This is a genomic window from Mycobacteriales bacterium (assembly GCA_035995165.1).
Taxonomy (GTDB): Bacteria; Actinomycetota; Actinomycetes; order Mycobacteriales; family CADCTP01; genus CADCTP01.
The window spans coordinates 35423-61744 of record DASYKU010000070.1 but is presented as its reverse complement, the minus strand read 5'-3'; the positions used below and the strand labels follow the sequence as shown (position 1 = coordinate 61744).

24 protein-coding genes are annotated in these 26322 nt (G+C 74.3%); 18 read left to right on the top strand and 6 right to left on the bottom strand.

Features of this window, described 5'->3' with window-relative positions; all coding sequences use genetic code 11:
* Nucleotides 1-105: 105 nt before the first annotated feature.
* Both hisG and VGP36_11760 read left to right on the top strand, forming a co-directional pair.
* Complete coding sequence (gene hisG / locus VGP36_11765) at nt 106-981, top strand: ATP phosphoribosyltransferase (GenBank protein ID HEV7655391.1); 876 nt, start codon at nt 106-108, stop codon at nt 979-981.
* 87 nt (nt 982-1068) lie between these two features.
* Complete coding sequence (locus tag VGP36_11760; protein ID HEV7655390.1) at nt 1069-2040, top strand: DMT family transporter; 972 nt, start codon at nt 1069-1071, stop codon at nt 2038-2040.
* On the opposite strand, the gene VGP36_11755 is transcribed toward VGP36_11760, so the two are convergent.
* Both VGP36_11755 and VGP36_11750 read right to left on the bottom strand, forming a co-directional pair.
* Entirely contained in the window at nt 1980-2864 is an 885-nt protein-coding gene (locus VGP36_11755; protein HEV7655389.1) for an ABC transporter permease, read from the bottom strand. The genes VGP36_11760 and VGP36_11755 overlap by 61 nt on opposite strands.
* Nucleotides 2861-3775 carry an ATP-binding cassette domain-containing protein gene (locus VGP36_11750; protein ID HEV7655388.1) on the bottom strand — a complete coding sequence of 305 codons (915 nt, stop codon included), beginning with the start codon at nt 3773-3775 and terminating at the stop codon, nt 2861-2863. The genes VGP36_11755 and VGP36_11750 overlap by 4 nt, the downstream gene beginning before the upstream one ends.
* 133 nt (nt 3776-3908) lie before the next feature.
* On the opposite strand from VGP36_11750, the gene VGP36_11745 reads away from it, so the two are divergent.
* The 10 genes from VGP36_11745 (at nt 3909) to pheT (ending at nt 13439) form a co-directional block, all read left to right on the top strand.
* Nucleotides 3909-5030 (top strand): histidine kinase, encoded by a 1122-nt coding sequence (locus tag VGP36_11745; protein ID HEV7655387.1) that lies wholly within the window; start codon nt 3909-3911, stop codon nt 5028-5030.
* A 31-nt stretch (nt 5031-5061) separates the two neighbouring features.
* Nucleotides 5062-5712: a response regulator transcription factor gene (locus VGP36_11740; protein ID HEV7655386.1), complete on the top strand. Its 651-nt coding sequence runs from the start codon at nt 5062-5064 to the stop codon at nt 5710-5712.
* Nucleotides 5713-5755: 43 nt separating this feature from the next.
* Nucleotides 5756-6262, top strand: a complete 507-nt coding sequence (locus tag VGP36_11735) for a PH domain-containing protein (protein HEV7655385.1) — start codon at nt 5756-5758, stop codon at nt 6260-6262.
* 183 nt (nt 6263-6445) lie between these two features.
* A complete protein-coding gene (gene infC / locus VGP36_11730; GenBank protein ID HEV7655384.1) occupies nt 6446-7078 on the top strand; it encodes a translation initiation factor IF-3 in 633 nt (210 codons plus the stop codon).
* Nucleotides 7079-7138: 60 nt separating this feature from the next.
* Nucleotides 7139-7333, top strand: coding sequence for a 50S ribosomal protein L35 (gene rpmI / locus VGP36_11725; GenBank protein ID HEV7655383.1), 195 nt, complete (start codon nt 7139-7141; stop codon nt 7331-7333).
* A gap of 61 nt (nt 7334-7394) precedes the next feature.
* Nucleotides 7395-7769: a 50S ribosomal protein L20 gene (gene rplT, locus VGP36_11720; GenBank protein ID HEV7655382.1), complete on the top strand. Its 375-nt coding sequence runs from the start codon at nt 7395-7397 to the stop codon at nt 7767-7769.
* A gap of 163 nt (nt 7770-7932) precedes the next feature.
* Nucleotides 7933-8760 (top strand): RNA methyltransferase, encoded by an 828-nt coding sequence (locus VGP36_11715; GenBank protein HEV7655381.1) that lies wholly within the window; start codon nt 7933-7935, stop codon nt 8758-8760.
* The gene (locus VGP36_11710) at nt 8761-9852 is read left to right on the top strand and encodes a HAMP domain-containing sensor histidine kinase (protein HEV7655380.1); all 1092 of its coding nucleotides are present in this window, start codon (nt 8761-8763) and stop codon (nt 9850-9852) included. It abuts the gene before it with no gap.
* 53 nt (nt 9853-9905) lie between these two features.
* Nucleotides 9906-10967: a phenylalanine--tRNA ligase subunit alpha gene (locus tag VGP36_11705; GenBank protein ID HEV7655379.1), complete on the top strand. Its 1062-nt coding sequence runs from the start codon at nt 9906-9908 to the stop codon at nt 10965-10967.
* Between the two features lie 3 nt (nt 10968-10970).
* The gene (pheT, locus tag VGP36_11700) at nt 10971-13439 is read left to right on the top strand and encodes a phenylalanine--tRNA ligase subunit beta (protein HEV7655378.1); all 2469 of its coding nucleotides are present in this window, start codon (nt 10971-10973) and stop codon (nt 13437-13439) included.
* A gap of 126 nt (nt 13440-13565) precedes the next feature.
* On the opposite strand, the gene VGP36_11695 is transcribed toward pheT, so the two are convergent.
* Nucleotides 13566-14258 carry a DNA alkylation repair protein gene (locus VGP36_11695; GenBank protein ID HEV7655377.1) on the bottom strand — a complete coding sequence of 231 codons (693 nt, stop codon included), beginning with the start codon at nt 14256-14258 and terminating at the stop codon, nt 13566-13568.
* Nucleotides 14259-14756: 498 nt separating this feature from the next.
* Between VGP36_11695 and VGP36_11690 the strand changes: the two genes are divergently transcribed.
* Nucleotides 14757-16013 (top strand): DEAD/DEAH box helicase, encoded by a 1257-nt coding sequence (locus tag VGP36_11690; protein ID HEV7655376.1) that lies wholly within the window; start codon nt 14757-14759, stop codon nt 16011-16013.
* A 612-nt stretch (nt 16014-16625) separates the two neighbouring features.
* On the opposite strand, the gene VGP36_11685 is transcribed toward VGP36_11690, so the two are convergent.
* The gene (locus tag VGP36_11685) at nt 16626-17138 is read right to left on the bottom strand and encodes a hypothetical protein (protein HEV7655375.1); all 513 of its coding nucleotides are present in this window, start codon (nt 17136-17138) and stop codon (nt 16626-16628) included.
* A 4-nt stretch (nt 17139-17142) separates the two neighbouring features.
* Nucleotides 17143-19914 (bottom strand): aconitate hydratase, encoded by a 2772-nt coding sequence (locus VGP36_11680; GenBank protein ID HEV7655374.1) that lies wholly within the window; start codon nt 19912-19914, stop codon nt 17143-17145.
* Nucleotides 19915-20051: 137 nt separating this feature from the next.
* On the opposite strand from VGP36_11680, the gene VGP36_11675 reads away from it, so the two are divergent.
* From VGP36_11675 to moaA, 3 genes are all read left to right on the top strand, one after another.
* Nucleotides 20052-20939 (top strand): NAD-dependent protein deacetylase, encoded by an 888-nt coding sequence (locus VGP36_11675; protein ID HEV7655373.1) that lies wholly within the window; start codon nt 20052-20054, stop codon nt 20937-20939.
* A 270-nt stretch (nt 20940-21209) separates the two neighbouring features.
* Nucleotides 21210-22517: an NlpC/P60 family protein gene (locus VGP36_11670; GenBank protein ID HEV7655372.1), complete on the top strand. Its 1308-nt coding sequence runs from the start codon at nt 21210-21212 to the stop codon at nt 22515-22517.
* A 13-nt stretch (nt 22518-22530) separates the two neighbouring features.
* Nucleotides 22531-23559, top strand: a complete 1029-nt coding sequence (gene moaA / locus VGP36_11665) for a GTP 3',8-cyclase MoaA (GenBank protein HEV7655371.1) — start codon at nt 22531-22533, stop codon at nt 23557-23559.
* Nucleotides 23560-23563: 4 nt separating this feature from the next.
* On the opposite strand, the gene VGP36_11660 is transcribed toward moaA, so the two are convergent.
* Nucleotides 23564-23764 (bottom strand): hypothetical protein, encoded by a 201-nt coding sequence (locus VGP36_11660; GenBank protein ID HEV7655370.1) that lies wholly within the window; start codon nt 23762-23764, stop codon nt 23564-23566.
* 333 nt (nt 23765-24097) lie between these two features.
* Between VGP36_11660 and VGP36_11655 the strand changes: the two genes are divergently transcribed.
* The gene (locus tag VGP36_11655) at nt 24098-25264 is read left to right on the top strand and encodes a MoxR family ATPase (protein ID HEV7655369.1); all 1167 of its coding nucleotides are present in this window, start codon (nt 24098-24100) and stop codon (nt 25262-25264) included.
* The gene (locus VGP36_11650; GenBank protein ID HEV7655368.1) at nt 25261-26220 is read left to right on the top strand and encodes a DUF58 domain-containing protein; all 960 of its coding nucleotides are present in this window, start codon (nt 25261-25263) and stop codon (nt 26218-26220) included. Before VGP36_11655 ends, VGP36_11650 begins: the two co-directional genes overlap by 4 nt.
* The last annotated feature ends 102 nt before the right edge of the window (nt 26221-26322 follow it).

The following is a 26322-nucleotide window of genomic DNA, read 5'->3' as shown; positions in this document are numbered from 1 at the left end:
CTTGCGAGGACTACGGCATCACGGTCACGCCGGGCATGTGACGGAGCATCTGGGCTCCTGAGTCACCCCGGTTCCCGCAGTCCCCATCGACGAAAGGCCATCACTGTGCTGTCCCTTGTTCTTCCCAAGGGCTCTCTCGAGCGCGCCACCATCGACCTGTTCGATGCCGCCGACCTGACCGTCCGCCGTTCCTCGGACCGCGACTACCGTGCCTCGATCGAGGATCCGCGGATCGACCGCGTCCGGGTGCTGCGCCCGCAGGAGATCCCGACCTACCTCGAGCAGGGTCTGTTCGACCTCGGCATCACCGGCCGGGACTGGATCACCGAGACCGACTCGACCGTGGTCTCGCTGGGTGAGCTGCAGTACAGCAAGGCGACCTCGAACCCGGTCCGGGTCGTGCTCGCGGTGCCCAAGGACGCGCCCTGGCAGACCGCGGCCGACCTGCCCGACGGCATCCGGATCTCCACCGAGTTCCCGATGCTGACCCGCCGCTACCTGGAACAGCACGGCGTCAAGGCCGTCGTCGTCCCCTCCTACGGCGCGACCGAGGCCAAGGTGCCCGACATCGTCGACGCGATCGTCGACCTGACCGAGACCGGCTCCTCGCTGCGCAAGAACGGGCTGCGGATCTTCGACACGCTGCTCACCTCGTACACGGAGCTGGTGGCGAACCCGGCCGCGTGCGAGGACCCGGTCAAGCGGGCGGTGATGGACGACGTCGCGCTGCTGCTGTCCGGGGCCATCCGGGCCCGCGGCCAGGTCCTGGTGAAGCTCAACGTGGCCGCGGACCGGCTGGACGAGGTGCTGGCCGTGCTGCCGGCGATGTCCTCGCCGACGGTGACCGCGCTGGCGTCCGGGGACATGCGCGCGGTCGAGTCGGTGGTGCCGAAGAAGGGCGTGAACACGCTCATCCCGGCGCTCAAGGCGGCCGGCGCCCGCGACATCCTCGAGCTCGCGATCTCCAAGATCGTGGAGTGAGCAGACGGGGGAGTGAGCATCGCCGGGCCCGCGACTGCGTGCACCGGGACCACCGCCCGAGGAGCGGAGCGAGCCCGGAGGCGATCCATGGGCGCAGCTAGGGGCGCCACCGGCCTGGCGTTCGTCGGCGGCGCGCTGTTCGCGCTGCAGACCCGCGTCAACGGCGAGCTCGGGGACCGCTCGGGCTCGCCGTTCTGGGCCGCTGTGGTCTCCTTCGGCTCCGGGCTGATCCTGCTCGCGATCGTGGTCGCGGTGGTGCCCCGGCTGCGTGCGGCCACCGAGCGGGCGTGGCGGGACCGGCTGCCCTGGTGGACCTACCTCGGCGGGATCGGCGGCGCGACGCTGGTCGTGGTCTCCTCGATCGCGGTGCCGAAGGTCGGGGTGGCCACGTTCACCGTCGGCGTGGTCGCCGGGCAGGCGATCGGCGGGCTGATCGTGGACCGGGCCGGGCTCGGTCCGGGCGGCGCGCAGCCGCTGTCGGTGCCCCGGACCGCCGGCGCCGCGCTCGCGGTCGTCGCGGTGGTGATCATCCGGCTCGGGCACGGCGGCGGGGACGTCTCCGGGGGCGTGGTGGCCGCCATCCTGGTCGCCGCGACGATCGCCGGCGCGATGGGCTCGGTCCAGCAGGCCCTGAACGGGCGGGTGCAGCGGGCCACCGGCGAGGCCGTGCTGGCCACCACGATCAACTTCACCGCCGGGATGATCCTGCTGCTGGTCGTGTACGCCGGGGTCGCCGGCAGCGGGCACGGCCCGGACGAGCACTGGCCCCCGGCGCTGTGGGTCTACGCCGGGGGCGTGCTCGGCATCGGCTACATCGCCTCCGCCATCCTGGCCGTCCGCACCCTCGGGGTGCTGCGGCTGGGCCTGCTGCTCGTCGCCGGCCAGCTCGCCGGCGGCGTTCTCATCGACCTGGTCAGCCCCGGGCCGGCGGGCCGGCCCGGGGTGCTGACCTACGTCGCGGTCGTGCTCACGCTCGTCGCGGTGGCCGTGGCCGGTGCTCAGAGCAGGTCGCGCCGGGCCACCACGGCCAGTGCGACCGCGACGCCGAGGACCAGGTAGCCGACGGTCCAACTGGTCGCCGCGACGCCGGACAGCGCGGTGAGCACGCCGGGTGCGCCGCCGTCGGAGACCGGCCGGGCCCCGACCGCCCCGGCCAGCGAGCCCGCCGAGGCGCCCGGCAGCCGGTTGGTCACGCCCTCGATGGCCGGCAGCGCGTTCGCCACCCCGCGCAGCAGCTGCTCCACGACCAGGGACCAGACCAGGCCGAGCCCGGCGGCCAGCGCGGGGCTGCGGGACAGCACGCCGATCGCCGTGCCCAGCGCCGCCCACATGCCCAGGATCAGCACGGCCGCGCCGGTGGAGGTGGCCAGCGCGCCGAGCTCCGGCAGGCCGGCCCCGGCCTGGCCCTCGACCAGCGCGATCACCGAGGACATGCCGAGGTCGATGCCGACGGTCAGCAGCACCAGCCCGGCCACGAGCACGAGCAGCGCGACCAGGGTGCCGCCGAAGGACGCGACCCGGGACGGGCCCTGCGTCCAGACGGTCTTCCAGGTGCCCCAGCCGTACCCGCTGCCGACGGCGAGGGCGCCGAGGATCGTGACCAGCGCGCCGCCGAACAGCGGCATCCCCTGGGTGAGCACGTCCGGGATCGCGTGCGGCAGCAGGCCGTCGATCGTCGACACCGAGTCGGCCGGCCCGGTCGCGTCGCCGGTGCGGTAGCTGATCCAGTCGAAGACGTACGTGAACAGCAGGTTGAGCAGGATCCAGACGCCCAGCAGGACCCAGCTGACCGGCCAGCGCAGCAGCCGGCGCAGCTCGGCCCGGGCACTGCGGGCCAGCGGGATCGTGGGGGAGAGCCGGTCGTGGGTCAGGGTGGCGGTCATGCCGCGACCTCCTCGGGAGTAGCCGTACGGGTCAGGTCGAAGAAGACCTCTTCGAGCGAGCGCTCGACGCTGTGCAGGGCGGTGATGTCGACGTCCGCGGCGACCAGCGCGCGGGCCAGCTCCGGCGCCGTGCCGGCCGGCACAGCCAGCCGCAGCTCGCCGTCGACGACCTCGACGTTGTCGTCGCCGGCCACCCGCATCGCCACCGCCAGCGCCCGGTCCAGCGGCCGGGCCACCAGCCGGATGCCGGTCGCGCCGCGCAGCTCGGCCACGGTCGACTCCACCAGCAGTCTGCCGCCGGCGATGATCCCGACCCGGTCGCAGATCTCCTGGACCTCGGCCAGCAGGTGGCTGGACAGCAGCACGGTCTGCCCGCCGGCGGCGACGTCCACGACCAGCGCGCGCATGTCGGCCATCCCGGCCGGGTCGAGCCCGTTGGTCGGCTCGTCCAGCACCAGCAGGTCCGGGTCGCCGAGCAGCGCCGCGGCCACGCCGAGCCGCTGTTTCATCCCCAGCGAGTACGCCTTGAACTTGTCGCCGCCGCGGTCGGTCAGGTCGACCCGCTCCAGCACCCGGTCGACCTCGCGGTCGGCCAGCCCCTGGTAGCGGGCCAGCACCCGCAGGTTCTCCCGCCCGGACAGGTACGGGTAGAAGCCCGGCCCCTCGACCAGCGCGCCGGTCCGCGCCACCGCGGCCGGGTCCCCGGGGGTGAGCCCGTGCACGGTCGCGGTCCCGGACGTCGGCCGGATCAGGCCGAGCAGCATCCGCAGGGTGGTCGTCTTGCCGGCGCCGTTCGGGCCGAGGAAGCCGTACACCTCGCCGCGGCGGACGGTCAGGTCCACGGCGTCGACCGCCGTGCGCGGGCCGAAGGTCTTGGTGAGCCGCCGCGTGCTCACGATCGTCGCATCCATGCCGTCGATCGTTCGGGCTGCGGCCTCACCGGTCGTCAGCCCCGGACCGGCCCCGCGGTACGCAGATCTGCGTACCGGCTTTGCGGCCCGGCGCGGACGCCCCACGGCCCCGGCCGGCCTTATCGTCGGCGGCGTGGAGCGCGCCCGGGACGGCCGGCGCCGCTGGCGGATCCTCGTGCCGGCGGTGCCGCTGCTCGTCGTCAGCCTGGGCGGCACCCACGGCGCGGCGGAGAACCAGGCCACCGTCCCGCACGGCTACGCGTACGCGCTGGCCGGGCTGGCCGCGCTCACCCTGCTGCTCCGCCGCCGGGCCCCGCTGGCGGGTCTGTCGATCGCCGCGGTCGCGACCGGCGCCTACCTGCTGCTGGACCAGCCGTACGGGCCGATCCTGCTGGCCGGCCCGGTCTGGGCCTGGTGCCTGACCGCGGCGATGCCGCTGCGGCGGGCGCTGCCGTGGCTGGCCGGCTTCCTCGTGGTCGTGATCGGCACGGCCGCCGCCGGGCTGCTGGCCGACGGCGGCTGGTCGGAGCTGGTCTTCTTCACCGCGGGCCTGTCCGCGGCGCTGACCGCCGGGGCCGGCACCGGGTTCGCGCTGGGGGCGCGGCAGCGCTCCGAGGCCGCGGCCCGGACCGAGATCGCCCGCCGCGCGGTGAGCGAGGAGCGGCTGGCGATGGCCCAGGACGTACACGACGGGATCGGGCACAGCCTGGCCGTCATCGCGATGCAGGCCGGCGTGGCCGCGCACGTGCTGGACCGCGACCCCGCCCGGGCCCGCGAGCTGCTGGCCACGGTGGTGACGACGAGCCGGGAGGCACTGGACGGGCTGCGGGCCGACCTGGAGCGGATGCGGACCCCGGCCGGGAGCGCGGCCCGGCGGCCCGCGCCCGGCCTGGCCGACCTGCCGGTGCTGCTGGACCGGATGCGCGACGGCGGGCTGCGGCTGTCGGTGACGCTGCCGCCGTCCGAGGGCACCGCGCCGGTGCCGCCGGACGTGGGCGCGGCGGCGTACCGGATCGTGCAGGAGTCGCTGACCAACGTGCTGCGGCACGCCGGCACCGACGAGGCGTCGGTCCGGGTGGCGCTCGACGGCGCCCTGCACGTCGAGGTGGCCGACCGGGGGACCGGTCCGGGTGGCGGCGAGGGCGGCAGCGGCATCGCCGGGATGCGGCGGCGGGCCGAGTCGGTCGGCGGCCGGCTCGACGCCGGGCCCCGCGACGGCGGCGGCTTCCTGGTCCGCGCGGAGCTGCCGGCATGATGGGCGCCGTGTTCCGCGCAGGGTGGCCGGCATGATCCGGGTCGTCGTCGTCGACGACCAGGCCCTGGTCCGGATGGGGCTGCGGGCGCTGTTCGAGACCGAGGACGACACCGAGCTGGTGGCCGAGGCCGAGGACGGGCGGGCCGGGCTGGCCGCGATCCGCCGTACCGTCCCCGACGTCGTGCTGATGGACGTCCGGATGCCGGTCCTGGACGGGCTGGCGGCGCTGCGCGAGATCACCGCGGACCCGCGGCTGGCGGCGGTCAGGGTCGTCGTGCTCACCACCTTCGAGCTCGACGAGTACGTCTTCGAGGCGCTGGCCGGCGGCGCCAGCGGTTTCGTGCTCAAGGACGCCGACCCGGTCGAGCTGCTGCGCGCGGTCCGGATCGTGGCCGATGGCGGCTCGCTGCTGTCGCCGAGCGTGACCCGCCGGGTGATCTCGGAGTTCGCGGCCGGGCGCCGGGTCGCGCCGCACCCGAAGCTCGGCGAGCTGACTGACCGGGAGCGGGAGATGGTCGCCTGGGTGACGACCGGGCGGTCCAACGAGGAGATCGCGGAGGCGCTGGTGATCAGCCCCGCGACCGTACGGACCCACGTGAGCCGGGCGATGCTGAAGCTGGGCGCCCGGGACCGGGCCCAGCTCGTCGTCTTCGGCATGGAGTCCGGACTGCACGTCGACTGACCCGGCATCGCCCTCGTGGCCGGGCGGGGCGAAGATGGACGGCGTGAGCGAGTCCCCGCAGGCGACCACCCGGTCCGACGTCGTCACCGCCCGGCCGGTCCGGCTGCGCCGGGTCGCGGTCGGCATCGCGATCGTGGTGGTCGTGCTGTTCAGCCTGATCGCCGCGCTGCTCGGGCACACCAGCAGCGAGGGCGTCGTGTTCGGCCCGGGCGACCAGGCCGCGATGGTCGTGCTCGGCCTGCTGCTGGCCGCCGGCGTGCTGCTCATCGCCCGGCCGACCGTGGTCGCCGACCTGTCCGGCCTGCACGTCCGCAACATCCTGAGCACCAAGGACGTGCCCTGGGAGGTGGTCCGGATGGTCTCCTTCCCGGACGGCTCGCCCTGGGCGATGCTGGAGCTGGCCGACGACGACCGGCTGGCGGTGCTCGCCGTCCAGGCCTCGGACGGGCCGCGGTCCGTCGCCGCCGTCCGCGGGCTGCGCGATCTGCAGGCCCGGCACGCGGCCGGGGAAGGCCGGGGCGGCAACGAGCGTTCACATGGGGTAACCTGAAAGGGACGACCAGCCCCTGCCCTGTGCTGGGGTGTGCAAGCGGAGCGCACGCTCCCACCCGAATTGCCGCAAGGTAGTCGGGTCCGGTCCCACCGAGGTGATCACCCGCCACGGTGGTGGAGGCGTCGCCTTAGCCGGCGCGCCTCCCGACCGGTCGGAATCGTGCCCCCGTGAGCGCCGTCCCTGACCGCTCACCGAGGAGGCCCCATCAGTACTGAGCCCCGCATCAACGACCGGATCCGCGTCCCCGAAGTGCGGCTCGTCGGTCCTGAGGGCGAGCAGGTCGGCATCGTGCGCATCGAGGGTGCGCTCCGACTGGCGCAGGAGTCCGAGCTCGACCTGGTCGAGGTCGCTCCGATGGCCAGGCCGCCGGTCTGCAAGCTCATGGACTACGGCAAGTTCAAGTACGAGAGCGCACAGAAGGCGCGTGAGGCCCGGCGCAACCAGGCCCTCACCGTCATCAAGGAGATGAAGCTCCGGCCGAAGATCGACCCGCACGACTACGCGACCAAGAAGGGTCACGTCGAGCGGTTCTTGCGTCAGGGCGACAAGGTCAAGGTCACCATCATGTTCCGCGGACGCGAGCAGTCCCGGCCGGAGCTCGGCTTCCGGCTGCTGCAGCGGCTGGCCGACGACATCCAGGAGCTGGGCTTCGTGGAGTCGTCGCCGAAGCAGGACGGCCGCAACATGGTGATGGTCGTGGCCCCGCACAAGAACGCGAAGATCGTCCGCGCTTCCCGCGAGCCGTCGGCCGACTCGTCGTCCGAGGTCCCGGCCGAGGCGGCGGCAGCACCCCAGCCTGAGACCGCCGGCTGACCCACCCGGTCAGCCGACACCTGACGCGCTCGCGCGTCCTTGCGAGGAGAACGTTTCACCATGCCGAAGAACAAGACGCACAGCGGCACTGCCAAGCGTGTCCGGGTGACCGGCAGCGGCAAGCTGCGGCGCCAGAGCACCAACCGCCGTCACCAGCTCGAGCACAAGTCGAGCACCCGCACCCGGCGGCTGGCCGGCACGACCGACATCGCGCCGGCGGACGTCAAGCGCGTACGCCGGCTGCTCGGTCGCTGACCGCCCTGACCAACACCGCCGCCCCGGACCCCGGCGCGGCGCCTGACGACGAGGACTACCAGTGGCACGCGTGAAGCGGGCGGTCAACGCCCAGAAGAAGCGCCGGACGACGCTGGAGGCCGCCAGCGGCTACCGCGGCCAGCGCTCCCGGCTGTACCGCAAGGCGAAGGAGCAGCTGCTCCACTCCGGCAACTACGCGTTCCGCGACCGGCGGGCGCGCAAGGGTGACTTCCGCCAGCTGTGGATCACCCGGATCAACGCGGCCGCCCGCGCGAACGGGATGACGTACAACCGGTTCGTGCAGGGGCTCAAGGCCGCCGGCGTGGAGGTCGACCGCAAGGTCCTGGCCGACCTGGCCGTGACGGACCCGGCCGCGTTCACCACGCTCGTCCGGACCGCGCAGGCCGCGCTGCCGGCGGGCGAGTCCGCCGCCTGAGCGTGAACCCGGCTCCCGACGCCGCGCCGCCCCTCCCGGGCCGGCGCGGCGTCGCCGTTCCCGGACCCCGGGCGGTGTTCCCCGCCCCGGGCCCGCGCGCCGGCGTTCCCGGCCGGGGCGCCTGGCGGGACGGCCGGGTGGACCTCGCCGGCGGGCGCCCCGGATGACGGAGTTCACGGAGCGGACGCCGCGGGTCGTGGCGGCGCGGAAGCTGACGCGCCGCGCGGGGCGGGACGCGGCCGGGCTGTTCCTGGCCGAGGGACCGCAGGCGGTCCGGGAGGCCCTGGCCCACCCGGACCGGCCGCGCGAGCTGTTCGTCACCGCCGCCGCCGCGGCCCGGCACCCCGAGCTGCTCGACACGGCCCGGACCCGCGGCGTCGAGATCTCCGCGGTCACCGACCGCGCCGCCGCCGCGCTCTCGGAGACCAGCAGCCCGCAAGGGATCGTCGCGCTCTGCCCGGTCCTGGACGTACCGCCGGACGCCGCACTCGCCGGCACGCCGAGGCTGGTCGTGCTGCTGGCCGACATCCGCGACCCCGGCAACGCCGGCACCGTCCTGCGCAGCGCCGACGCCGCCGGGGCCGACGCGGTCGTGCTGGCCGGCGACAGCGTCGATGCGTACAACGGCAAGACCGTGCGGGCCAGCGCCGGGTCGCTGTTCCACCTGCCGGTCGTCCGCGGCGCGGACCTGGACCGGACGCTGGCCGCCGCCCGGGCCGCGGGCCTGACCGTGCTGGCCGCCGACGGCGCGGGGGAGCGGGACCTGGACGACCTGCCCGAGCTCGCCGGCCCGACGGCCTGGCTGTTCGGCAACGAGGCCTGGGGGCTGCCGGCCGCGCTCGGCGCCCGCGCCGACGCCCGGGTCCGGATCCCGATCTCGCCCCGGGCCGAGAGCCTGAACCTGGCCGCCGCCGCAGCCGTGTGTCTGTTCGCCTCCGCGCGGGCCCAGCGGGTTCCCGGCGGCGGATCAGGGATGCGTACCATTCCCTAGATCCACAAGGGCCGAAGGGGGGAAGCCCTGCTGGACGCGTACGACGACCTGCCCGACGGCGTGCTGGTCGCAGGCCCGGACGGGACGGTCACCGCGCTCAACCGCACCGCCCGTCGAGTGCTGCGCCCGTCCGGCGACCCGGCGGGCCGCGACTACCGGGAGGTCCTCCCGCTGGTCGACTCCGCCGGCGCCGACTGGTGGGGCTGCGTCGCGCCCTACCGCGGGCTGAACATCCGCTCCGGGCATCCCGAGCGGCTGCTGGAGCTGCGCGGCACCGACCGCGAGCTGCTGGTCACCTCCCGGTACGTGCGGGAGACCCCGGGCGGTCCCGTGGTCCGGCTGGTGGTCGCGTTCCGGGACACCTCGGCCCGCCGCCGCGCCGACCGGGACCGCTCCGACCTCGTCTCCACCGTCGCGCACGAGATCCGCTCGCCGCTGACCACGGTCAAGGGCTTCACCTCGACCCTGCTGACCCGCTGGGACCGGCTGACCGACACCCAGAAGAAGACCATGCTGACCGCGGTCAACGCGGACGCCGATCGGGTCACCCGGCTGCTGTCGGACCTGCTGGACGCGTCCCGGATCGACGCCGGCCGGCTGACGCTGCGCCCGCAGGTGGTCGCCGTCCCGCAGATCGTGCGCAAGGTGCTCTCCGGCCGGGTGGCCGCGGGCGACCCGCCGGACCGGTTCCTGGTGCTGGCGGCCGCGGACCTGCCCGAGACCTGGCTCGACCCGGACCGGGTCACCCAGGTCGTCGCGAACCTGGTCGAGAACGGGATCCGGCACGGCGCCGGCACCGTCAGCATCGAGGTCGTGCCGGCCAAGACCGCGGCCGGCGAGCCCGGCGTCGGGCTGACCGTCGCCGACGAGGGCGGCGGCATCGACGAGGCGGTCCGGTCGCGGATCTTCTCCCGGTTCTGGCGGGCCGGGCAGGCCGGCGGCACCGGGCTGGGCCTGTTCATCGTCAAGGGCATCGTCGAGGCGCACCACGGTGACATCGAGGTGGACGCGGCGCCGGGCGGCGGCGCCCGGTTCCGGGTCCGGCTGCCGGCCGGGCACCCGCCGTACGAAGAACAACCCGCTCGGCCCTAGCGCAGGTCCCTCAATACACTTCTGGGGTGTCCGAAGTGAATCCTGCCGCCGGGCTGGCGGCCGAGGTCCTCGATTCCGCCGTACGGCAGGCGGAGAAGGCCTTTGCCGAGGCCGGCGACCTGGACGCGCTGTCCAAGGTCAAGCCGGTCCACCTCGGCGACCGCTCGCCGCTGCGGCTGGCCCGGCGCGGCATCGGCGCGCTGCCCGGACCGGAGAAGGGCCCGGCCGGCCGGCGGCTCAACGAGGCCCTCGGCGCCGCCCAGGCCGCGTACGACGCCCGGCTGCTCCGGCTGACCGAGGAGCGCGACGCGCGCGTCCTGGCGGAGGAGACCGTCGACGTCACGCTGCCCTGGGACCGCCGCCCCCGCGGCGCGCGGCACCCGATCACCAGCCTGTCCGAGCGGATCGCGGACGTGTTCGTGGCGATGGGCTACGAGGTCGCGGAGGGGCCGGAGGTCGAGTCGGAGTGGTTCAACTTCGACGCGCTCAACTTCGGCAAGGACCACCCCGCCCGGGCCGCGATGGACACCTTCTACGTCGACGGCGACCCGGGGCTGCTGCTGCGCACCCACACCTCGCCGGTGCAGGCCCGGGTGCTGCTGGAGCGCACCCCGCCGCTGTACGTCGTGGTGCCGGGCAAGACGTACCGGACCGACGAGCTGGACGCGACCCACAGCCCCGTCTTCCACCAGGTCGAGGGGCTGGCCGTGGCCGAGGGCATCACGATGGCGCACCTGCGCGGGACGCTGGACCACTTCGCCGCGCAGATGTTCGGCCCCGGTCTCGGCACCCGGTTCCGGCCGCACTTCTTCCCGTTCACCGAGCCGTCGGCCGAGTTCGACCTGCAGTGCTGGGTCTGCCGCGGGGCGTCGGTGGGCGACCCGTCGCGGCCCTGCCGGACCTGCAAGTCCGAGGGCTGGGTCGAGTGGGGCGGCTGCGGCATGGTCAACCCGCGGGTGCTGACCGCCTGCGGGGTCGACCCGGAGCGCTACAGCGGCTTCGCGTTCGGGATGGGGATCGAGCGCACCCTCATGGCCCGGCACGACGCCGAGGACATGCGGGACATGATCGAGGGGGACGTGCGGTTCACGCTGCCGTTCGGAACGGAGGTCTGAGCCGTGCGGCTGCCGCTGTCCTGGCTGCGTGAGCACGTCGCCCTGGGCGACCGCCCGGTCTCGGAGATCACCGCCGGCCTGGTCCGGCTCGGGATCGAGGTCAACGCCGTCGACTTCGTCGGCTCCGACCTGTCCGGACCGGTGGTGGTCGGCCGGGTGCTGGAGTTCGAGGAGTTCGTCGCCGGCAACGGCAAGACCATCCGCTGGTGCCAGGTCGACGTCGGCTCCGGCCCCCGCGGCATCGTCTGCGGGGCCCGCAACTTCGCCCCTTCGGATCTCGTGGTGGTGGCGCTGCCGGGCGCGGTGCTGCCGGGTGGCTTCGCGATCTCGGCGCGGAAGACGTACGGGCACGTGTCCGACGGGATGATCTGCTCGGCCCGCGAGCTCGGCCTCGGCGACGACCACGCCGGGATCCTGGTGCTGCCGCCGCCCGCGGCCCCGCTCGGCACCGACGCGATCGAGCTGCTGGAGCTGCGCGACGTCGTCCTGGACCTGGAGACGACGCCGGACCGCGGCTACCAGATGTCGGTCCGGGGGATCGCCCGCGACCTCTCGCTCGCGTTCGAGGTCGGGTTCAGCGACCCGGCCGCGGTCGAGATCGCGCCGGCGTCCGGGGGCGGCTGGCCGGTCGTGATCGAGGACCCGGCCGGCTGCGACCTGTTCACGGCCCGGACCGTGACCGGGCTGGACCCGGCCGCGCCGTCCCCGCTGGAGATCACCCGGCGGCTGGCGCTGGCCGGCATCCGCTCGATCTCGCTGGCCGTCGACGTCACCAACTACGTGATGCTGGAGACCGGCCAGCCGATGCACGCCTTCGACCGGTCCCGGCTCACCGGGGCGATCACGGTCCGGCGGGCCCGGGCGGGCGAGATGCTGGAGACCCTGGACGGCACCCGCCGGACGCTGGATCCCGACGACCTGCTGGTCACCGACGGGTCCGGGCCGATCGCGCTGGCCGGGATCATGGGCGGCGCGGCCACCGAGATCGGGCCGGCGACGACGGACGTGGTGCTGGAGGCCGCGCACTGGCAGCCGGCCACGATCTCCCGCGGCATCCGCCGGCACAAGCTGCCCAGCGAGGCGTCCAAGCGGTTCGAGCGCGGGGTCGACCCGGCGGTGGCCGGGGCGGCGCTGGCCCGGGCCGGCACGCTGCTGGCCACGTACGGCGGGGCGACCGCGGCCGGCGGCGTGACCGTCTCCGGCCCCGGCCCGGCGCCGGTGACCGTCACGATGGCGGCGGACCTGCCGGAGCGGACCGCGGGCGTGCCGATCCCGGCCGCGACCGTGGTCCGCCGGCTCTCGCAGATCGGCTGCACGGTCGAGGCGTCCCCCGGCGGGCTGCTCACCGTCGACCCGCCGTCCTGGCGGGACGACCTCCTCGACCCGGCCGACCTGGTCGAGGACGTGGTCCGGCTGGAGGGGTACGACACGATCCCGTCCACGCTGCCGACCCCGCCGCCGGGCACCGGGCTGACGGAGCGGCAGCGCAGCCGGCGCTCGATCGGCCGGGCGCTGGCCGCGGCCGGCTTGGTCGAGGTGCTGACGTACCCGTTCGTGGCGCCGTCGGCCTGGGACGAGCTCGGGCTGGCCGACGACGACCCCCGCCGGCAGGCGCTGCGGCTGGTCAACCCGCTGTCCGAGGCCGAGCCGGAGCTGCGGACCACGCTGCTGCCGGGGCTGCTGAGCACGCTGCGCCGCAACATCGGCCGCGGCCTGCGCGACGTCGCCCTGTACGAGACGGGTCTGGTCTTCCTGCCCGGCGGCGCGCTGCCGCCGCTGCCCCAGGTCGGCGTGTCCCGGCGGCCCACCGCGGCCGAGCTGGCCGAGCTGGCCGCCGGCATCCCGGACCAGCCCACCCACGTCGGGGTCGCGCTGGCCGGCGAGCTGGACCGGCCGGGCTGGTGGGGTCCGGGCCGGCCCGCGGGCTGGCCGGACGCGATCGAGTCGGCCCGGGTGGTGGCCCGCGCGGCCCGGGTGCCGCTGACCGTCCGGGCCGCCCGGCAGGCGCCCTGGCACCCGGGCCGGTGCGCGGCGCTGCTCCGCGACGGGACCGTCGTCGGGTACGCGGGGGAGCTGCACCCGCGGGTCGTCGCGGCCCTGGAGCTGCCCGAGCGGACCTGCGCGATGGAGCTGGACCTGGACGCGCTCGGCACCGGCGGGATCGTGCGGGCGCCGGCGCTGTCGAGCTACCCGCCGGCGCTGCTGGACGTCGCGCTCGTCGTTCCCGCCTCGGTTCCGGCCGCGTCGGTCGCGGCGGCGCTGACCGACGGCGCCGGGTCGCTGCTGGAGTCGCTGCGGCTGTTCGACGTGTACGCCGACCTCGAGCGGCTGGGGCCGGACGTGCGCTCGCTGGCATACGCGCTGCGGTTGCGGGCGCCGGACCGGACGCTGACCGCGGAGGAGGCGGGCGCCGCCCGCGACGCCGCCGTCGCCGAGGCCACCCGCCGCACCGGAGCCGTCCTCCGCACCTGACGCCCGGCACGCCGCGTCGGCCTCGCCCGGCACACCGCATCGGCCTCGCCCGGTACGCCGCATCGGGCCTCGCCCGGTACGCCGCGTCGGGCCTCCGCGGGGCCGCGTCGGGCGGCTGGCGGCGGGCTAGAGGTGTTTCAGCGCCTCGCGGCGGGAGAGCGGGCTGAGGTCGTGGGTGTCGGCGAAGGCCCGGACCCAGTCCGGGTCGAGCCGGGCGTGCTGTCGCAGCGCCCAGCCGATCCCCTTGCGCAGGAAGAAGTCCGGGTCGGCGAGAGTGGCCTCGATCGCCTCGGTCAGCAGCGCGACGTCGGTCCGGTCCTTGGCCCCGATCTGGCAGATCACCGCGGTCCGCCGCCGCCACCGGTCGGGGTCCCGGGCCCACGTGCGCAGGGCCGGCCGCACCGGGTCCGGGTGCTGGAGAAGCAGCGGCCCGACCAGCCGGATCGCGGTGTCGTCGACGAAGTCCCACCAGGCGCCGGTGACCACGATCTCGTCCAGCAGCGCGAGCGAGGCCGGCGCGTCGGCCTGCAGGTACCGCGGGTACCGGCGGGCGATCGCGAGCGCCGCGTACCGCTCCTCGCGGTGGGTGGCCTCCCGCCAGAGCGCCAGCACCGTCGACCGCCAGCCGGCCGGGTCCGTGATCGGGTGCGCCGTCAGCACCGGCCGCAGCGCCGCGGTCCGGGCCGGCATCGGCACGCCCAGGAACGGCATGTCCGACTTCATGTACGCCCGCATCGGCTCCGCCGCCGCCGGATCCGCCACCGCCCGCAACGCCGCCCGGACCGCCTCCACCAGCGCCCGGGCTGAGTCCTCCGTCACGTCCGGACCGTAGCGGGCCGTGCCGACCGCAGTCGCCGTCGCCGGATCTGTACACTTGATCCGTAGGCGGTCAGGACCGCCTCACTCTGCGGGCGAGTCGCCCGCCAGGCCGTACGGCGGACGTGACGCCAGATGCGGCCCCTAGCCGATCTGGAGTAATCCCGCTTGTCCCGCTCTTCCCGCCGCCCTCGGGCGGCTCAGTCCACCTCGTCCTCCACCGCCTGGTCCACCACGACCGGCGGCTCGAGTTCCGGCTCCGGCCGGTACGGCTCCTCTTCCGACCGTTCCACGGAAGGCCGCTCCGGCGGTCCCCGCGGCCGCTCCGGCGGCCGTCCGACCGGCTCCGGCCGTCCCGCGTCGGGCCGCTCCGGCCGCCCGTCCCGGCCGCGCTCCGAGCCGCGCCAGGCTGCGGTCAGCGAGCTCGAGCTCGCACTGACCGCCTCCCTGGAGGCGCCGGCCGGCCCGGCCGACTTCGCCGAGCTCAAGCTTCCGCAGCCGTTGCTGACCGGGCTGCAGCGGCGCGGCATCAGCACGCCGTTCCCGATCCAGTCCAAGACGCTGCCGGACGCGCTGGCCGGTCGTGACCTGCTCGGCCGGGCCGAGACCGGCTCCGGCAAGACACTGGCCTTCGGCCTGCCGATGCTGGCCCGGCTGATGGCCGACCGCACCCGGCGCTCGCCCGGTGCCCCGGCCGGCCTCGTCCTGGTGCCGACCCGCGAGCTGGCCGGACAGGTCCAGGACGCGCTGTCGCCGCTGGGCCAGCCCAACGGCGTCCGGGTGCTCGCGGTCTACGGCGGCGCCTCGATGGGCCGGCAGATCTCGGCCCTGCGCCGCGGCGTCGACCTGCTGGTCGCCACCCCGGGCCGGCTGCTCGACCTCATCCGGCAGGGCGAGTGCAACCTCGGCTCGGTCGAGATCACCGCGATCGACGAGGCCGACCACATGGCCGACCTCGGCTTCCTGCCCGACGTGACCACGATCCTGGACATGACCGTGCCCGGCGGCCAGCGGCTGCTGTTCTCGGCCACCCTGGACCGGGGCGTGGACCGGCTGGCCCGCGCGTACCTGACCGACCCGGTCGCGATCGCGGTCGCCTCGGCGTCGACGCCGGTCACCGGGATGGACCACCTCGCGTTCACCGTCCGGCACGAGGACAAGGTCCCGGTGCTGGGCCAGATCGTCTCCCGGCCGGCCCGCACGCTGGTCTTCGTCCGCACCAAGCACGGCGCCGACCGGCTGGCCAAGCAGCTGGCCCGGGAGGGCACCGAGGCCGGCGCGATCCACGGCAACCTGGCCCAGAACGCGCGGCAGCGGGCGCTGGACGCGTTCTCCGCCGGGCGCACCCGGGTGCTGGTCGCGACCGACGTCGCGGCCCGGGGGATCCACGTCGACGACGTCGACCTGGTCGTGCACTACGACCCGCCGGCCGACCACAAGGACTACCTGCACCGCTCCGGCCGTACGGCCCGGGCCGGCGCGAAGGGCACCGTCCTGTCGATGCTGCTGCCGGAGCAGGCCCGCGACGCGGGCCGGCTGTTCGAGCGGGCCGGGCTGGACGTGCCGGTGACGCCGGTCGGCCCGGGCCACGACGCGGTCACCGCGCTCGGGCGCTCGGGCGAGCCGATCGTGGTCCGCGAGCCGGAGCCGTCGGCGCCGCGGTCGTCCTCGACCCGGTCCGGCCGCCCCAACCGCGGTCGCCGTCCGGGTCAGCGCCCCGGCCGTCCCGACCAGCGGCGCTCGGCCCCCGCGGCCTAGGGCTGTCTCTCCATTGGCGGTGGCGTCCTGACGGCGTCCGGCACGGCGGAGGAGTTGGCCGATACCTCTCTGTATCGGTCGGCTCCTCCTACGCGGCCGGTCGTCGTCTGGGCGTCACCGGCGCCGCCAGGCAGTTGAGAGACACGGCCTAGTTCTCACACCACGGAGCCGGTGGGCGCCTCGGCGCCTGCCGGCTTCCGTGCGTCCGGAGCCGTTCAGAGGTTGACGGCCCCGGAGGCCAGGCAGAGCAGCGCCTTGTGGTGCCCGGCTCGACCACCAGCGCCCGCCCCGCGGCGGCCCGATCTTGACCCGGTCGCCGACCTCCGGCGTGCCGGACCAGCGCGTTGGACACGTCGCCGCCCTCGACCGCCCGCACGTGCAGGTCGAAGGTGTCGTTCGCCCGCGGCGCGCTGGCGATCGACATCTGCCGCCACATCTTCGGGCGCCGGTCCAGCTCGATCGTCGTGCCACCGCGTAGTGGGCCGGCTCGACGTCGAACTTGCGGTGGTCGGCGCCGAGCTGGGCCAGGTGCCCGGACAGCGTGGCCGGGTCGTCCGCGGTCACCCACTGGCCAGGACGCCGCGCGCCTCCGCGCCACCGCGACCCGCGCGCTCAGGGGTCGGAGTGTTCGGCGAGGTGGGCGAGGGTGCGGAGTTGTTTGCGCATCATGATCAGGTCGCCGTAGACGAGCGCCCGCCGCCGGAACGGGTCGAGCCCGCTGAGCCGGTACCGCACCAGCAGCCGGGACCGGTCCGGGCCGGCCGGCACCGCCGCGTACGTCGCGACGCCCTCGCCGAACCAGCGCCGGCCCCGCTCGGAGTCCAGCCGGATCGTCAGCTGCTCGCCCGCAGTGAAGTCGACCAGCGTGAAGATCCGCATGACGGGCTGGCCGACCTCGAGCAGCTCCAGCCCCGGCGTCAGCCGCCGTGGGCTGCGCCGCCCGCCGTTGTCGAGCCGGTCGAACGAGTACGGAGCCGCCCGCAGCTGGCAGATCCAGCGGAACGTCCGCGCGGCCGGCGCAGCGACGTCGACCGCCCGGTGCAGGACCAGGTCCGCCTGCGGCAGGATCCTGTCGCAGGGCAGCGGACGCGCCCGCTCCGCCGCGACCGCACCCCAGGACGTCATCGGATCACAGCAGCGATCGCAGCACGTACGGCATGATCCCGCCATGCCGGTAGTACTCGGCCTCACCGGGGGTGTCGATCCGCACGACCGCCTGGAACTCCCGGCCGTCGGCGCGGACGGTCACCGTCCGCGGCACGTCGCCGCCGTTCATCGCCTCCACCCCGACCACGTCGAAGGTCTCCTCGCCGGTGAGCCCGAGCGACTCGGCCGTCTCGCCCTCCGCGTACTGCAGGGGCAGGACGCCCATGCCGATGAGGTTGGAGCGGTGGATCCGCTCGTAGGACTCGGCCAGCACCGCGCGGACGCCCAGCAGCGCCGTCCCCTTGGCCGCCCAGTCCCGCGAGGAGCCCGAGCCGTACTCCTTGCCGGCCAGCACGAGCAGCGGGACCCCGGCCTCCGCATACGCCACGGACGCGTCGTAGATGGTCGTCTGCTCGCCGGTGAGCAGGTTGCGGGTCGCGCCGCCCTCGACGCCCGGCACCAGCTGGTTGCGCAATCGGATGTTGGCGAAGGTGCCGCGGATCATCACCTCGTGGTTGCCGCGGCGGGAGCCGTAGGAGTTGAAGTCGCGCCGCTCGATCCCGTGCTCGGACAGGTAACGCCCGGCCGGGGAGTCGGCCTTGATCGCGCCGGCCGGGGAGATGTGGTCGGTGGTCACCGAGTCACCCAGCTTGGCCAGCACCCGCGCGCCGGCGACGTCGGTGACCGGCGAGGGCTGCCGGTCCATGCCGTCGAAGTACGGCGGCTTCCGTACGTACGTCGAGTCGGCGGCCCAGGCGAACGTGTCGCCGGTCGGCGTCGGCAGCGAGGTCCAGCGCTCGTCGCCGGCGAAGACGTCGGCGTAGTCCCGGGTGTACATCTCGCTCGCGATCGAGGTGTCCACGACCTCCTGCACCTCGGCCGCCGAGGGCCAGATGTCGCGCAGGTAGACCGGCTGCCCGTCCGACCCGGTGCCGAGCGGCTCGGTCGTGATGTCGACGTCCATGGAGCCGGCCAGCGCGTACGCCACGACGAGCGGGGGAGAGGCGAGGTAGTTCATCTTCACGTCGGGGTTGATCCGGCCCTCGAAGTTGCGGTTGCCGGAGAGCACCGACACCACCGCGAGGTCGGAGTCGTTGACCGCCGCCGACACCGGCTCCAGCAGCGGGCCGGAGTTGCCGATGCAGGTCGTGCAGCCGTAGCCGACGAGGTTGAAGCCGAGCTTGTCCAGGTAGGGCGTCAGGCCGGCCCGCTCGTAGTAGTCCATGACGACCTTGGACCCCGGCGCCAGCGTCGTCTTCACCCAGGGGCGGCGCTGCAGCCCGCGCTCGACCGCGTTCTTCGCCAGCAGGGCGGCGCCGATCATGACCGACGGGTTGGACGTGTTGGTGCACGAGGTGATCGCGGCGATGACGACCGCGCCGTGGTCGACCTCGGTCTCGGTGCCGTCCTCGAGCGTGACCTTGGTCGGCTTCGACGGCCGCCCGCTGACCGGGGCCGAGGGCGCCGCGGCCGGCGTGCCCGCGCCGTTGCCGCCGTCCACCGCGACCGGATCGGAGGCCGGGAACGTCTCGGCCACCCCTTCGTCCACAGTGGACCGGATGCCGTCGTCGCCGTCCGCGTAGTCCGCGAGGGCGACCCGGAACGAGCTCTTCGCGTCGGAGAGCGCGACCCGGTCCTGCGGCCGCTTCGGGCCGGCCAGCGACGGCACGATCGTGGAGAGGTCGAGCGAGAGGGTCTCGGAGAAGACCGGCTCGGAGTCGGGCTCGTGCCAGAGTCCCTGCTCCTTCGCGTACGCCTCGACCAGGGCGACCTGTTCGTCCGGGCGGCCGGTGAAGCGCAGGTAGCGCAGGGTCTCCGCGTCCACCGGGAAGATCGCGCAGGTCGACCCGTACTCCGGGGACATGTTGCCGATCGTGGCCCGGTTGGCCAGCGGGACGGCGCCGACGCCGGGACCGTAGAACTCGACGAACTTGCCGACCACGCCGTGCTTGCGCAGCATCTGCGTGATCGTCAGGACCAGGTCGGTCGCGGTGGAGCCGTCGGGCAGCTCGCCGTCGAGGCGGAAGCCGACCACCCGCGGGATGAGCATCGAGACCGGCTGGCCCAGCATCGCCGCCTCGGCCTCGATGCCGCCGACGCCCCAGCCCAGCACGCCGAGGCCGTTGACCATCGTGGTGTGCGAGTCGGTGCCGACCAGCGTGTCGGGGTAGGCCGCGCCGTCGCGGGTGAACACCACGCGGGCCAGGTATTCGATGTTGACCTGGTGCACGATGCCGGTGCCGGGCGGGACGACCTTGAAGTCGTCGAATGCACCCTGACCCCAGCGCAGGAACTGGTAGCGCTCGTAGTTCCGCTCGTATTCCAGCTCGACGTTGCGGGTGAACGAGTCCGGCGTCCCGAACAGGTCCGCCACCACCGAGTGGTCGATGACCAGCTCCGCCGGGGCCAGCGGGTTGATCTTGGCCGGGTCGCCGCCGAGGTCGCGCATGGCCTCGCGCATGGTGGCGAGGTCCACCACCGCGGGCACGCCGGTGAAGTCCTGCATGACGACCCGGGCGGGGGAGAAGCGGATCTCCCGGTCCGGCTGGGCCGCGGGATCCCAGCCGGCCAGCGCCCGGACGTCGTCCGCGGTGATGTCCGCGCCGCCCTCGGTCCGCAGCAGGTTCTCCAGGAGGATCTTGAGGCTGAACGGCAGCCGCTCGGCGCCGTCGACCGCCGACAGGCGATGGATCTCGTACGACGCGTCGCCGATCGACAGAGTGCCCCGGGCCCCGAAAGAGTCTGCGCTGACCATGCGTTCATCTTTCCACTCGCGCGCGGAGATATAGCGGCTGGGAGGCCGGACTGTGGACGGCGTCACGCCCTGTGGACGCCGAATTGACGAACGAGCGTGAACGGGCATCCCGACGTACCGTCGTGCGCGTGGACACGATGGTCGTCCGGGCAACAGCGGCCGGCCAGGAACGGCAGCCGCGGGACCCGCTGAGCGCGGCCCGGGACCTCGACACGCTGACCGACCTGGTCGCCGCCGGCGACGTCCTGGTCCTGTCCGGCGCGGGCATCTCCACCGAGTCCGGCATCCCCGATTACCGCGGCCCGTCCAGCGCCGCCCGGCGGGCGTCGCCGATGACCGGGAAGACCTTCACCGGAGACCCGGTCGCGCGGCGCCGCTACTGGGCCCGCAGCCACCTCGGCTGGGGCCTTATCGACCGGGCCCGGCCCAACGACGGGCACCGCGCCGTGGCCGAGCTGCAGCGGCACGGCCTGCTCACCGGCGTCATCACGCAGAACGTGGACGGCCTGCACCAGGCCGCCGGCGCCACCGAGGTGATCGACCTGCACGGCCGGCTGGACCGGGTCCGCTGCCTGGACTGCGGCTGCCGGACCGACCGCGACGAACTGGCCGCCCGGCTGGACGCGGCCAACGCCGACTGGCACGCGACCGCGGCCGGCATCAACCCCGACGGCGACGTCGAGCTGGCCGACGGCGCGCTGGACGGGTTCCGGCTGGTCGACTGCACCGCCTGCGCCGGCGTGCTCAAGCCGGACGTGGTGTTCTTCGGGGAGACGGTGCCGCCGGAGCGGGTCGAGCACTGCTACGACGCGCTGGCCCGGTCCCGGACCCTGCTCGTCCTCGGCTCCTCGCTGACCGTCATGTCCGGGCACCGGTTCGTGCTGCGGGCGGCTCGGGACGGGCGCCCGGTGGCGATCGTCAACCAGGGCGCGACCCGCGGCGACCGGTACGCGGCGGTCACCGTCGACGCCCCGCTCGGAGCCGTCCTGCCGGCCCTCGTGGCCCGCATCGCGGCCCCGAGCTAGCCGACCGAGCCGGCCCGGTCGACCAGCGGGTCGAAGGTCAGCCTCACCCGAACGGCGCAGCGGACCCCGCTACCGAGCGGCCGAGAGCCGCAAATTTGTCGACCCGACACGCCGCAGAAGGCTCAGAATTGTCCGGTTCAACCCTTGATGTGACTGCTGTGAATGAAGTTACCCCTGGCGGCTATGGGGCCAGCGTGGCAGGGTGTGCCCGTCGTTGCGCATGGGGGGTATGTGGTGCACAGAACGAGGACTCTGATCCGGACGGCGATCGTGACCACGATCGCCGCCCTGACCGTCACGCTCGTTCCGCACATCGCGGAAGCACGGCCGCACGATCCGGGCAATGGTGCGATCACCGCCGCGCAGCAGGCCAAGAACAAGAAGGCGGCCGAGGTCGGCCGGCTCACCGGCCTGGTCGCGAAGGCCGACGGCGAGGCCAGCCGGGCCCAGGACCGGGCCGAGCTGGCGGTGGAGAAGTACAACAAGGCCGTCGTGGACCTCGACACCGCCACGAAGAAGGCCGCCGCCGCCAAGGCCGACGTCGGCAGGTCGGCCAAGGCCGTGCTGGCCGCCCGCGCGGACTTCGCCAAGTTCGCCCGCAACAGCTACATGCAGGGCAGCACGGTCGGCTCCGCCGCCACCGCCCTGCTGGACTCGGAGAGCCCGACCGACCTGCTGCAGCGGGCCGACCTGCTCGACTATGCCGGCAAGCACAAGCTCGACGTGATGGGCCAGCTGCAACGGGCCAACGTCAAGAAGGCCAACTCCGAGTCCACCGCCCGGCAGCTGCTCGCGGCCCAGAAGGCGGCGACCGACCGGGCCGAGAAGCTGAAGGTCGAGGCCGCCCGCGAGGTCGCCGACGCCCGCGCCAAGCTGTCCGCGCTGCAGGGTCAGAAGGCCCAGCTCAACGCCCAGCTCGAGGCCGCCCGGGTCAAGCTCAACGGCCTGTACGCCGAACGCGCCCGTTACCAGGCCTACAAGAAGGCCCAGGCCGAGGCGGCGGCCCGCGAGGCCGCCCGACAGCGGGCGCTGAAGGCCGCGGCGGCGGCCCGGGACGCGGCAGCCGCGGCGGCGCAGGCCTCGCAGTCCTCGCAGTCCTCCCGCCCCAGCCGGTCCAGCGGCAGCGGCAGCCGTTCGGTCAGCGTGCCGCGCTGGAACGGCGGTGGCGGCTGGTCGGCGTCCAAGGGCCAGCGGGTGGCCGACATCGCCCTGCAGTGGCTCGGCACGCCGTACTCCTGGGGCGGCGGCAACGCCGGCGGCCCGACCTGGGGCCAGGGTGGCCCGACCGGCTTCGACTGCTCCGGGCTGGCGCTGTGGGCCTGGGCCCAGGTCGGCGTCTCGCTGCCGCACTACTCCGGCTACCAGTTCAACTCCGGGCAGCACATCTCCCGGTCGAACCTGATGCCGGGCGACCTCGTCTTCTGGGCGTACAACACCTCGGACCCGGGCTCGATCCACCACGTCGCGATCTACATCGGCGGCGGCCGGATCGTGCAGGCGCCGCAGACCGGAGATGTGGTCAAGATCTCCTACATGTGGTCCAACGGCTACATCGGGGCAGCCCGGCCCGGATCGTGACTACCCTGATGGGGTGACGGCACCCGGAAAGCTGGTCGACCGGTTCGGCCGGGTCGCGACCGACCTGCGGGTCTCGTTGATCGATCGCTGCTCGCTGCGCTGCTCGTACTGCATGCCTGAGGAAGGCCTGGCCTGGCTGCCCAAGGCGACCCTGCTGACCGACGACGAGATCGTCCGCGTGGTGCGGGTGGCGGTTTCCCTGGGCGTCACCGAGGTCCGGCTCACGGGCGGCGAGCCGCTGCTGCGCCGCGGCGTGCCGGCGCTGGTGGCCCGGCTCGCGGCGCTCGAGCCACGGCCGGAGCTGTCCATCACCACGAACGGGATCCTGCTCGGCCGGGACGCGAAGGCCCTGGCCGAGGCGGGTCTGGACCGGGTCAACGTCTCGCTCGACACACTGGACGCGGCCCGCTTCAAGCAGATCACCTTCCGGGACAAGCACGCGGCCGTGCTGGCCGGCCTGGCCGCCGCCCGGGACGCGGGGCTGACCCCGGTCAAGGTCAACTCGGTGCTGCTGCGCGGGGCCAACGACGACGAGGCGCCGCAACTGCTGGGCTGGGCGCTGCGCGAGGGCTTCCAGCTCCGGTTCATCGAGCAGATGCCGCTGGACGCCCAGCACGGCTGGGACCGGTCCGTGATGGTCACCGCCGACGAGATCCTCGACCGGCTGCAGGCCGTGTACGACCTGGCGCCGGTCCCGGACCCCGATCGGGGCAGCGCCCCGGCCGAGACCTGGGCGGTGCTCGACGGCCCGGGCCGGGCGGACTGGCCGGACCGGCAGCCGCGGGTCGGCGTCGTCGGCGCGGTCACCCGGCCGTTCTGCGGCGACTGCGACCGGGTCCGGCTGACCGCCGACGGGCAGCTGCGCAACTGCCTGTTCGCGACGACCGAGAGCGACCTGCGGGCGGCGTTGCGGGACGGCGCGGACGACGCCGAGATCGCCCGCCGATTCATCGCCTCGGTGGGTGGCAAGAAGGCCGGGCACGGGATCGACGGGCCGGATTTCCGGCAGCCGGACCGTCCCATGTCGGCAATCGGCGGATGACGGTCTAGAGCCGCTCCACCCGCAGCGGGAAGTCGCGTCGGGCCAGGAAATCCGCGAGCGTGGCCCGGTGGTCCTCGCACGCCAACCAGCGCTTGGTCCGATCGGCGGTGTGGATCTTCGGGTTGCGCCAGAGCAACGCGAATACCGCCGCCTGCTTGCAGCCTTTGGCCGAACAGAGAAGCTCTGTGTCGAGCGAGGAAGTCATCGGCGTTAATTCTGTCACGCCGGAAACAGACAGACATTCTGGGCGTCGGGCGGCCACGGGGGGAGCCGCCCGACGCGTGGCAAAGCTACACCAGGTCGATGCCAGGGTGCGACAACAGGATCCGAAGATCACCCGAACGGCCGCAGCGACGCCAGACGGTCCCTCTCCGTGACGTTCGCGCCGATCGGTCGTTCGGTTCACCCTAAATCGAATTCCCAGGTCAGAGGCGTACGGACGGCTACCTCACGCCGGTCTCACGGCCGCTGGGGTTCGCTTGGTCACCAGGATCGAGCGCGGTCCGGCTGCGGCCGGCCGGGGGAGGCGGCGACGCGGATGGTCGAGACAGCGGTCGGGGGCGGTCCGGCCCACACTCCGGCGCGGGACGCGCAGTTGCTGGAGCGCGCGCTGTTCGAGGTCAAGCGGGTGATCGTCGGGCAGGACCGGATGGTCGAGCGGATGCTCGTCTGCCTGCTGGCCAAGGGCCACTGCCTGCTCGAAGGCGTGCCCGGTGTGGCCAAGACGCTCGCGGTCGAGACGCTCGCGGCGGTCGCCGGCGGCACGTTCTCCCGCCTGCAGTTCACCCCGGACCTGGTCCCCTCCGACATCGTCGGCACCCGGATCTTCAAGCCCGGCTCGGACCGCTTCGACACCGAGCTCGGCCCGGTGTTCGCGAACTTCGTGCTCACCGACGAGATCAACCGGGCGCCGGCCAAGGTGCAGTCCGCCCTGCTCGAGGTCATGTCGCAGGGGCAGGTCTCGATCGGCGGCACCACGTACCCGATGCCGCGGCCGTTCCTGGTGATGGCGACGCAGAACCCGATCGAGTCCGAGGGCGTCTACCCGCTGCCCGAGGCGCAACGTGACCGGTTCCTCATGAAGGTCGTGGTGGACTACCCGACCGGCGAGGAGGAGCGGGAGATCGTCTACCGGATGGGGGTCAAGGCCCCGGTCGCGGACCAGGTGCTGAGCCCGGCCGACCTGATCCGCCTGCAGGAGGCGGCCAGCCACGTGTTCGTGCACCACGCGCTGGTCGACTACGTGATCCGGCTGGTGCTCTCGACCCGGACGCCGGCCGACCACGGGATGACCGACGTCGCCGGCTGGGTGGCGTACGGCGCCAGTCCGCGGGCGTCGCTCGGCATGATCGCCGCGTCCCGGGCGCTGGCCCTGATGCGCGGCCGGGACTACGTGCTGCCCCAGGACGTGCTGGACATCGCGCCGGACGTGCTGCGGCACCGGCTGGTGCTCTCCTACGACGCGCTGGCCGACGGCGTCCCGGCCGAGCACGTCGTGCACCGGGTGCTGCAGAGCGTCCCGCTGCCCCAGGTCACGCCGCGGCAGCGGGCGGCCGGCGGGCCGTACGGGTCGCAGGGCCAGGGCTACGCGCCGGCCACCGGCGCCACCCCGGCCATGCCGCCGTCCGGGCCCCCGACCGGCCAGCAGCCGAGCCGGCCGCCGGAGCAGCTGTCCAACGGTCCCGGCGAGGAGCGCAGCGCGTGACCGTTCCCTCCGAGGCGGCCGGACCGGCCGCGCGCGCGGCGAGCCTGCGCGACGCCGGTCCGGCCGAGGCCGCGGCGGTGCTGCGCCGGCTGGAGCTGACCGTGCGCCGCCGGCTGGACGGGCTGCTGCAGGGCAACCACCTCGGTCTGGTCCCCGGTCCGGGCAGCGAGGCGGGGGAGTCCCGCGACTACCACCCGGGCGACGACGTCCGGCGGATGGACTGGGCGGTCACCGCCCGGACCACCATCCCGCACGTACGGCAGACCATCGCCGACCGCGAGCTGGAGACCTGGGCCGTCGTCGACCTCTCGCCCAGCCTCGACTTCGGCACCGCCCGCTGCGAGAAGCGCGACCTGGCCATCGCCGCGGTCGCCGCGGTGGCCCACCTGACCGGCAAGGGCGGCAACCGGTTCGGCGCGGTCGTCACCACCGGCGAGACGCTGCACCGGATCCCGGCCCAGTCCGGCCGGGTGCACTCCACCATGCTGCTGCGCAAGCTGGTCGCGATGCCGCGCTCGGCCAAGGGCAACCGGGGCGACCTGGCCGCCGCGCTGGAGGCGCTGCGCCGGCCGCCGCGCCGGCGCGGGTTCGCGGTGGTGATCTCCGACTTCCTCGGCGACCTGGACTGGGAGCGCTCGATGCGGGCGCTGGCCGTCCGGCACGACGTGCTCGCGGTCGAGGTGCTCGACCCGATCGAGCTCGGGCTGCCCGCGGTCGGGCTGCTCACGCTGGTCGACCCGGAGAGCGGCAGGCTGCTGGAGGTCCAGACCGGCAAGAAGCAGCTGCGGGAGGACTACGCGGCCGCCGCCACCGCGCAGCGGGCCGAGATCGCCGCCGCCCTGCGCCGGGCCGGCGCCTCCCACCTCCAGCTCCGTACGGACCGGGACTGGCTCGTCGACATGGTCCGCTTCGTGGCCGCGCGCCGGCGCGGCGCCTCCGGAGGAGCACTGCGGTGAGCCGACGAGGGAGTGAGCATCGCAGGGCCCCCGGGCGGTGGCCCGCCCCACGGCCGCCCGAGGAGCGGAGCGACCGACGAGGCGAACGAAAGGCAGCACTGC

What these genes read in the sequence shown, in the direction of transcription:
- VGP36_11760 (HEV7655390.1), top strand. Translation starts at nt 1,069, where the DNA reads ATGGGCGCAGCTAGGGGCGCCACCGGCCTGGCGTTCGTCGGCGGCGCG.
- VGP36_11755 (HEV7655389.1), bottom strand. Translation starts at nt 2,864, where the DNA reads ATGACCGCCACCCTGACCCACGACCGGCTCTCCCCCACGATCCCGCTG.
- VGP36_11750 (HEV7655388.1), bottom strand. Translation starts at nt 3,775, where the DNA reads ATGGATGCGACGATCGTGAGCACGCGGCGGCTCACCAAGACCTTCGGC.
- VGP36_11740 (HEV7655386.1), top strand. Translation starts at nt 5,062, where the DNA reads ATGATCCGGGTCGTCGTCGTCGACGACCAGGCCCTGGTCCGGATGGGG.
- rpmI (HEV7655383.1), top strand. Translation starts at nt 7,139, where the DNA reads ATGCCGAAGAACAAGACGCACAGCGGCACTGCCAAGCGTGTCCGGGTG.
- VGP36_11715 (HEV7655381.1), top strand. Translation starts at nt 7,933, where the DNA reads ATGACGGAGTTCACGGAGCGGACGCCGCGGGTCGTGGCGGCGCGGAAG.
- VGP36_11685 (HEV7655375.1), bottom strand. Translation starts at nt 17,138, where the DNA reads ATGACGTCCTGGGGTGCGGTCGCGGCGGAGCGGGCGCGTCCGCTGCCC.
- VGP36_11680 (HEV7655374.1), bottom strand. Translation starts at nt 19,914, where the DNA reads ATGGTCAGCGCAGACTCTTTCGGGGCCCGGGGCACTCTGTCGATCGGC.
- VGP36_11675 (HEV7655373.1), top strand. Translation starts at nt 20,052, where the DNA reads ATGGTCGTCCGGGCAACAGCGGCCGGCCAGGAACGGCAGCCGCGGGAC.
- VGP36_11660 (HEV7655370.1), bottom strand. Translation starts at nt 23,764, where the DNA reads ATGACTTCCTCGCTCGACACAGAGCTTCTCTGTTCGGCCAAAGGCTGC.
- VGP36_11655 (HEV7655369.1), top strand. Translation starts at nt 24,098, where the DNA reads ATGGTCGAGACAGCGGTCGGGGGCGGTCCGGCCCACACTCCGGCGCGG.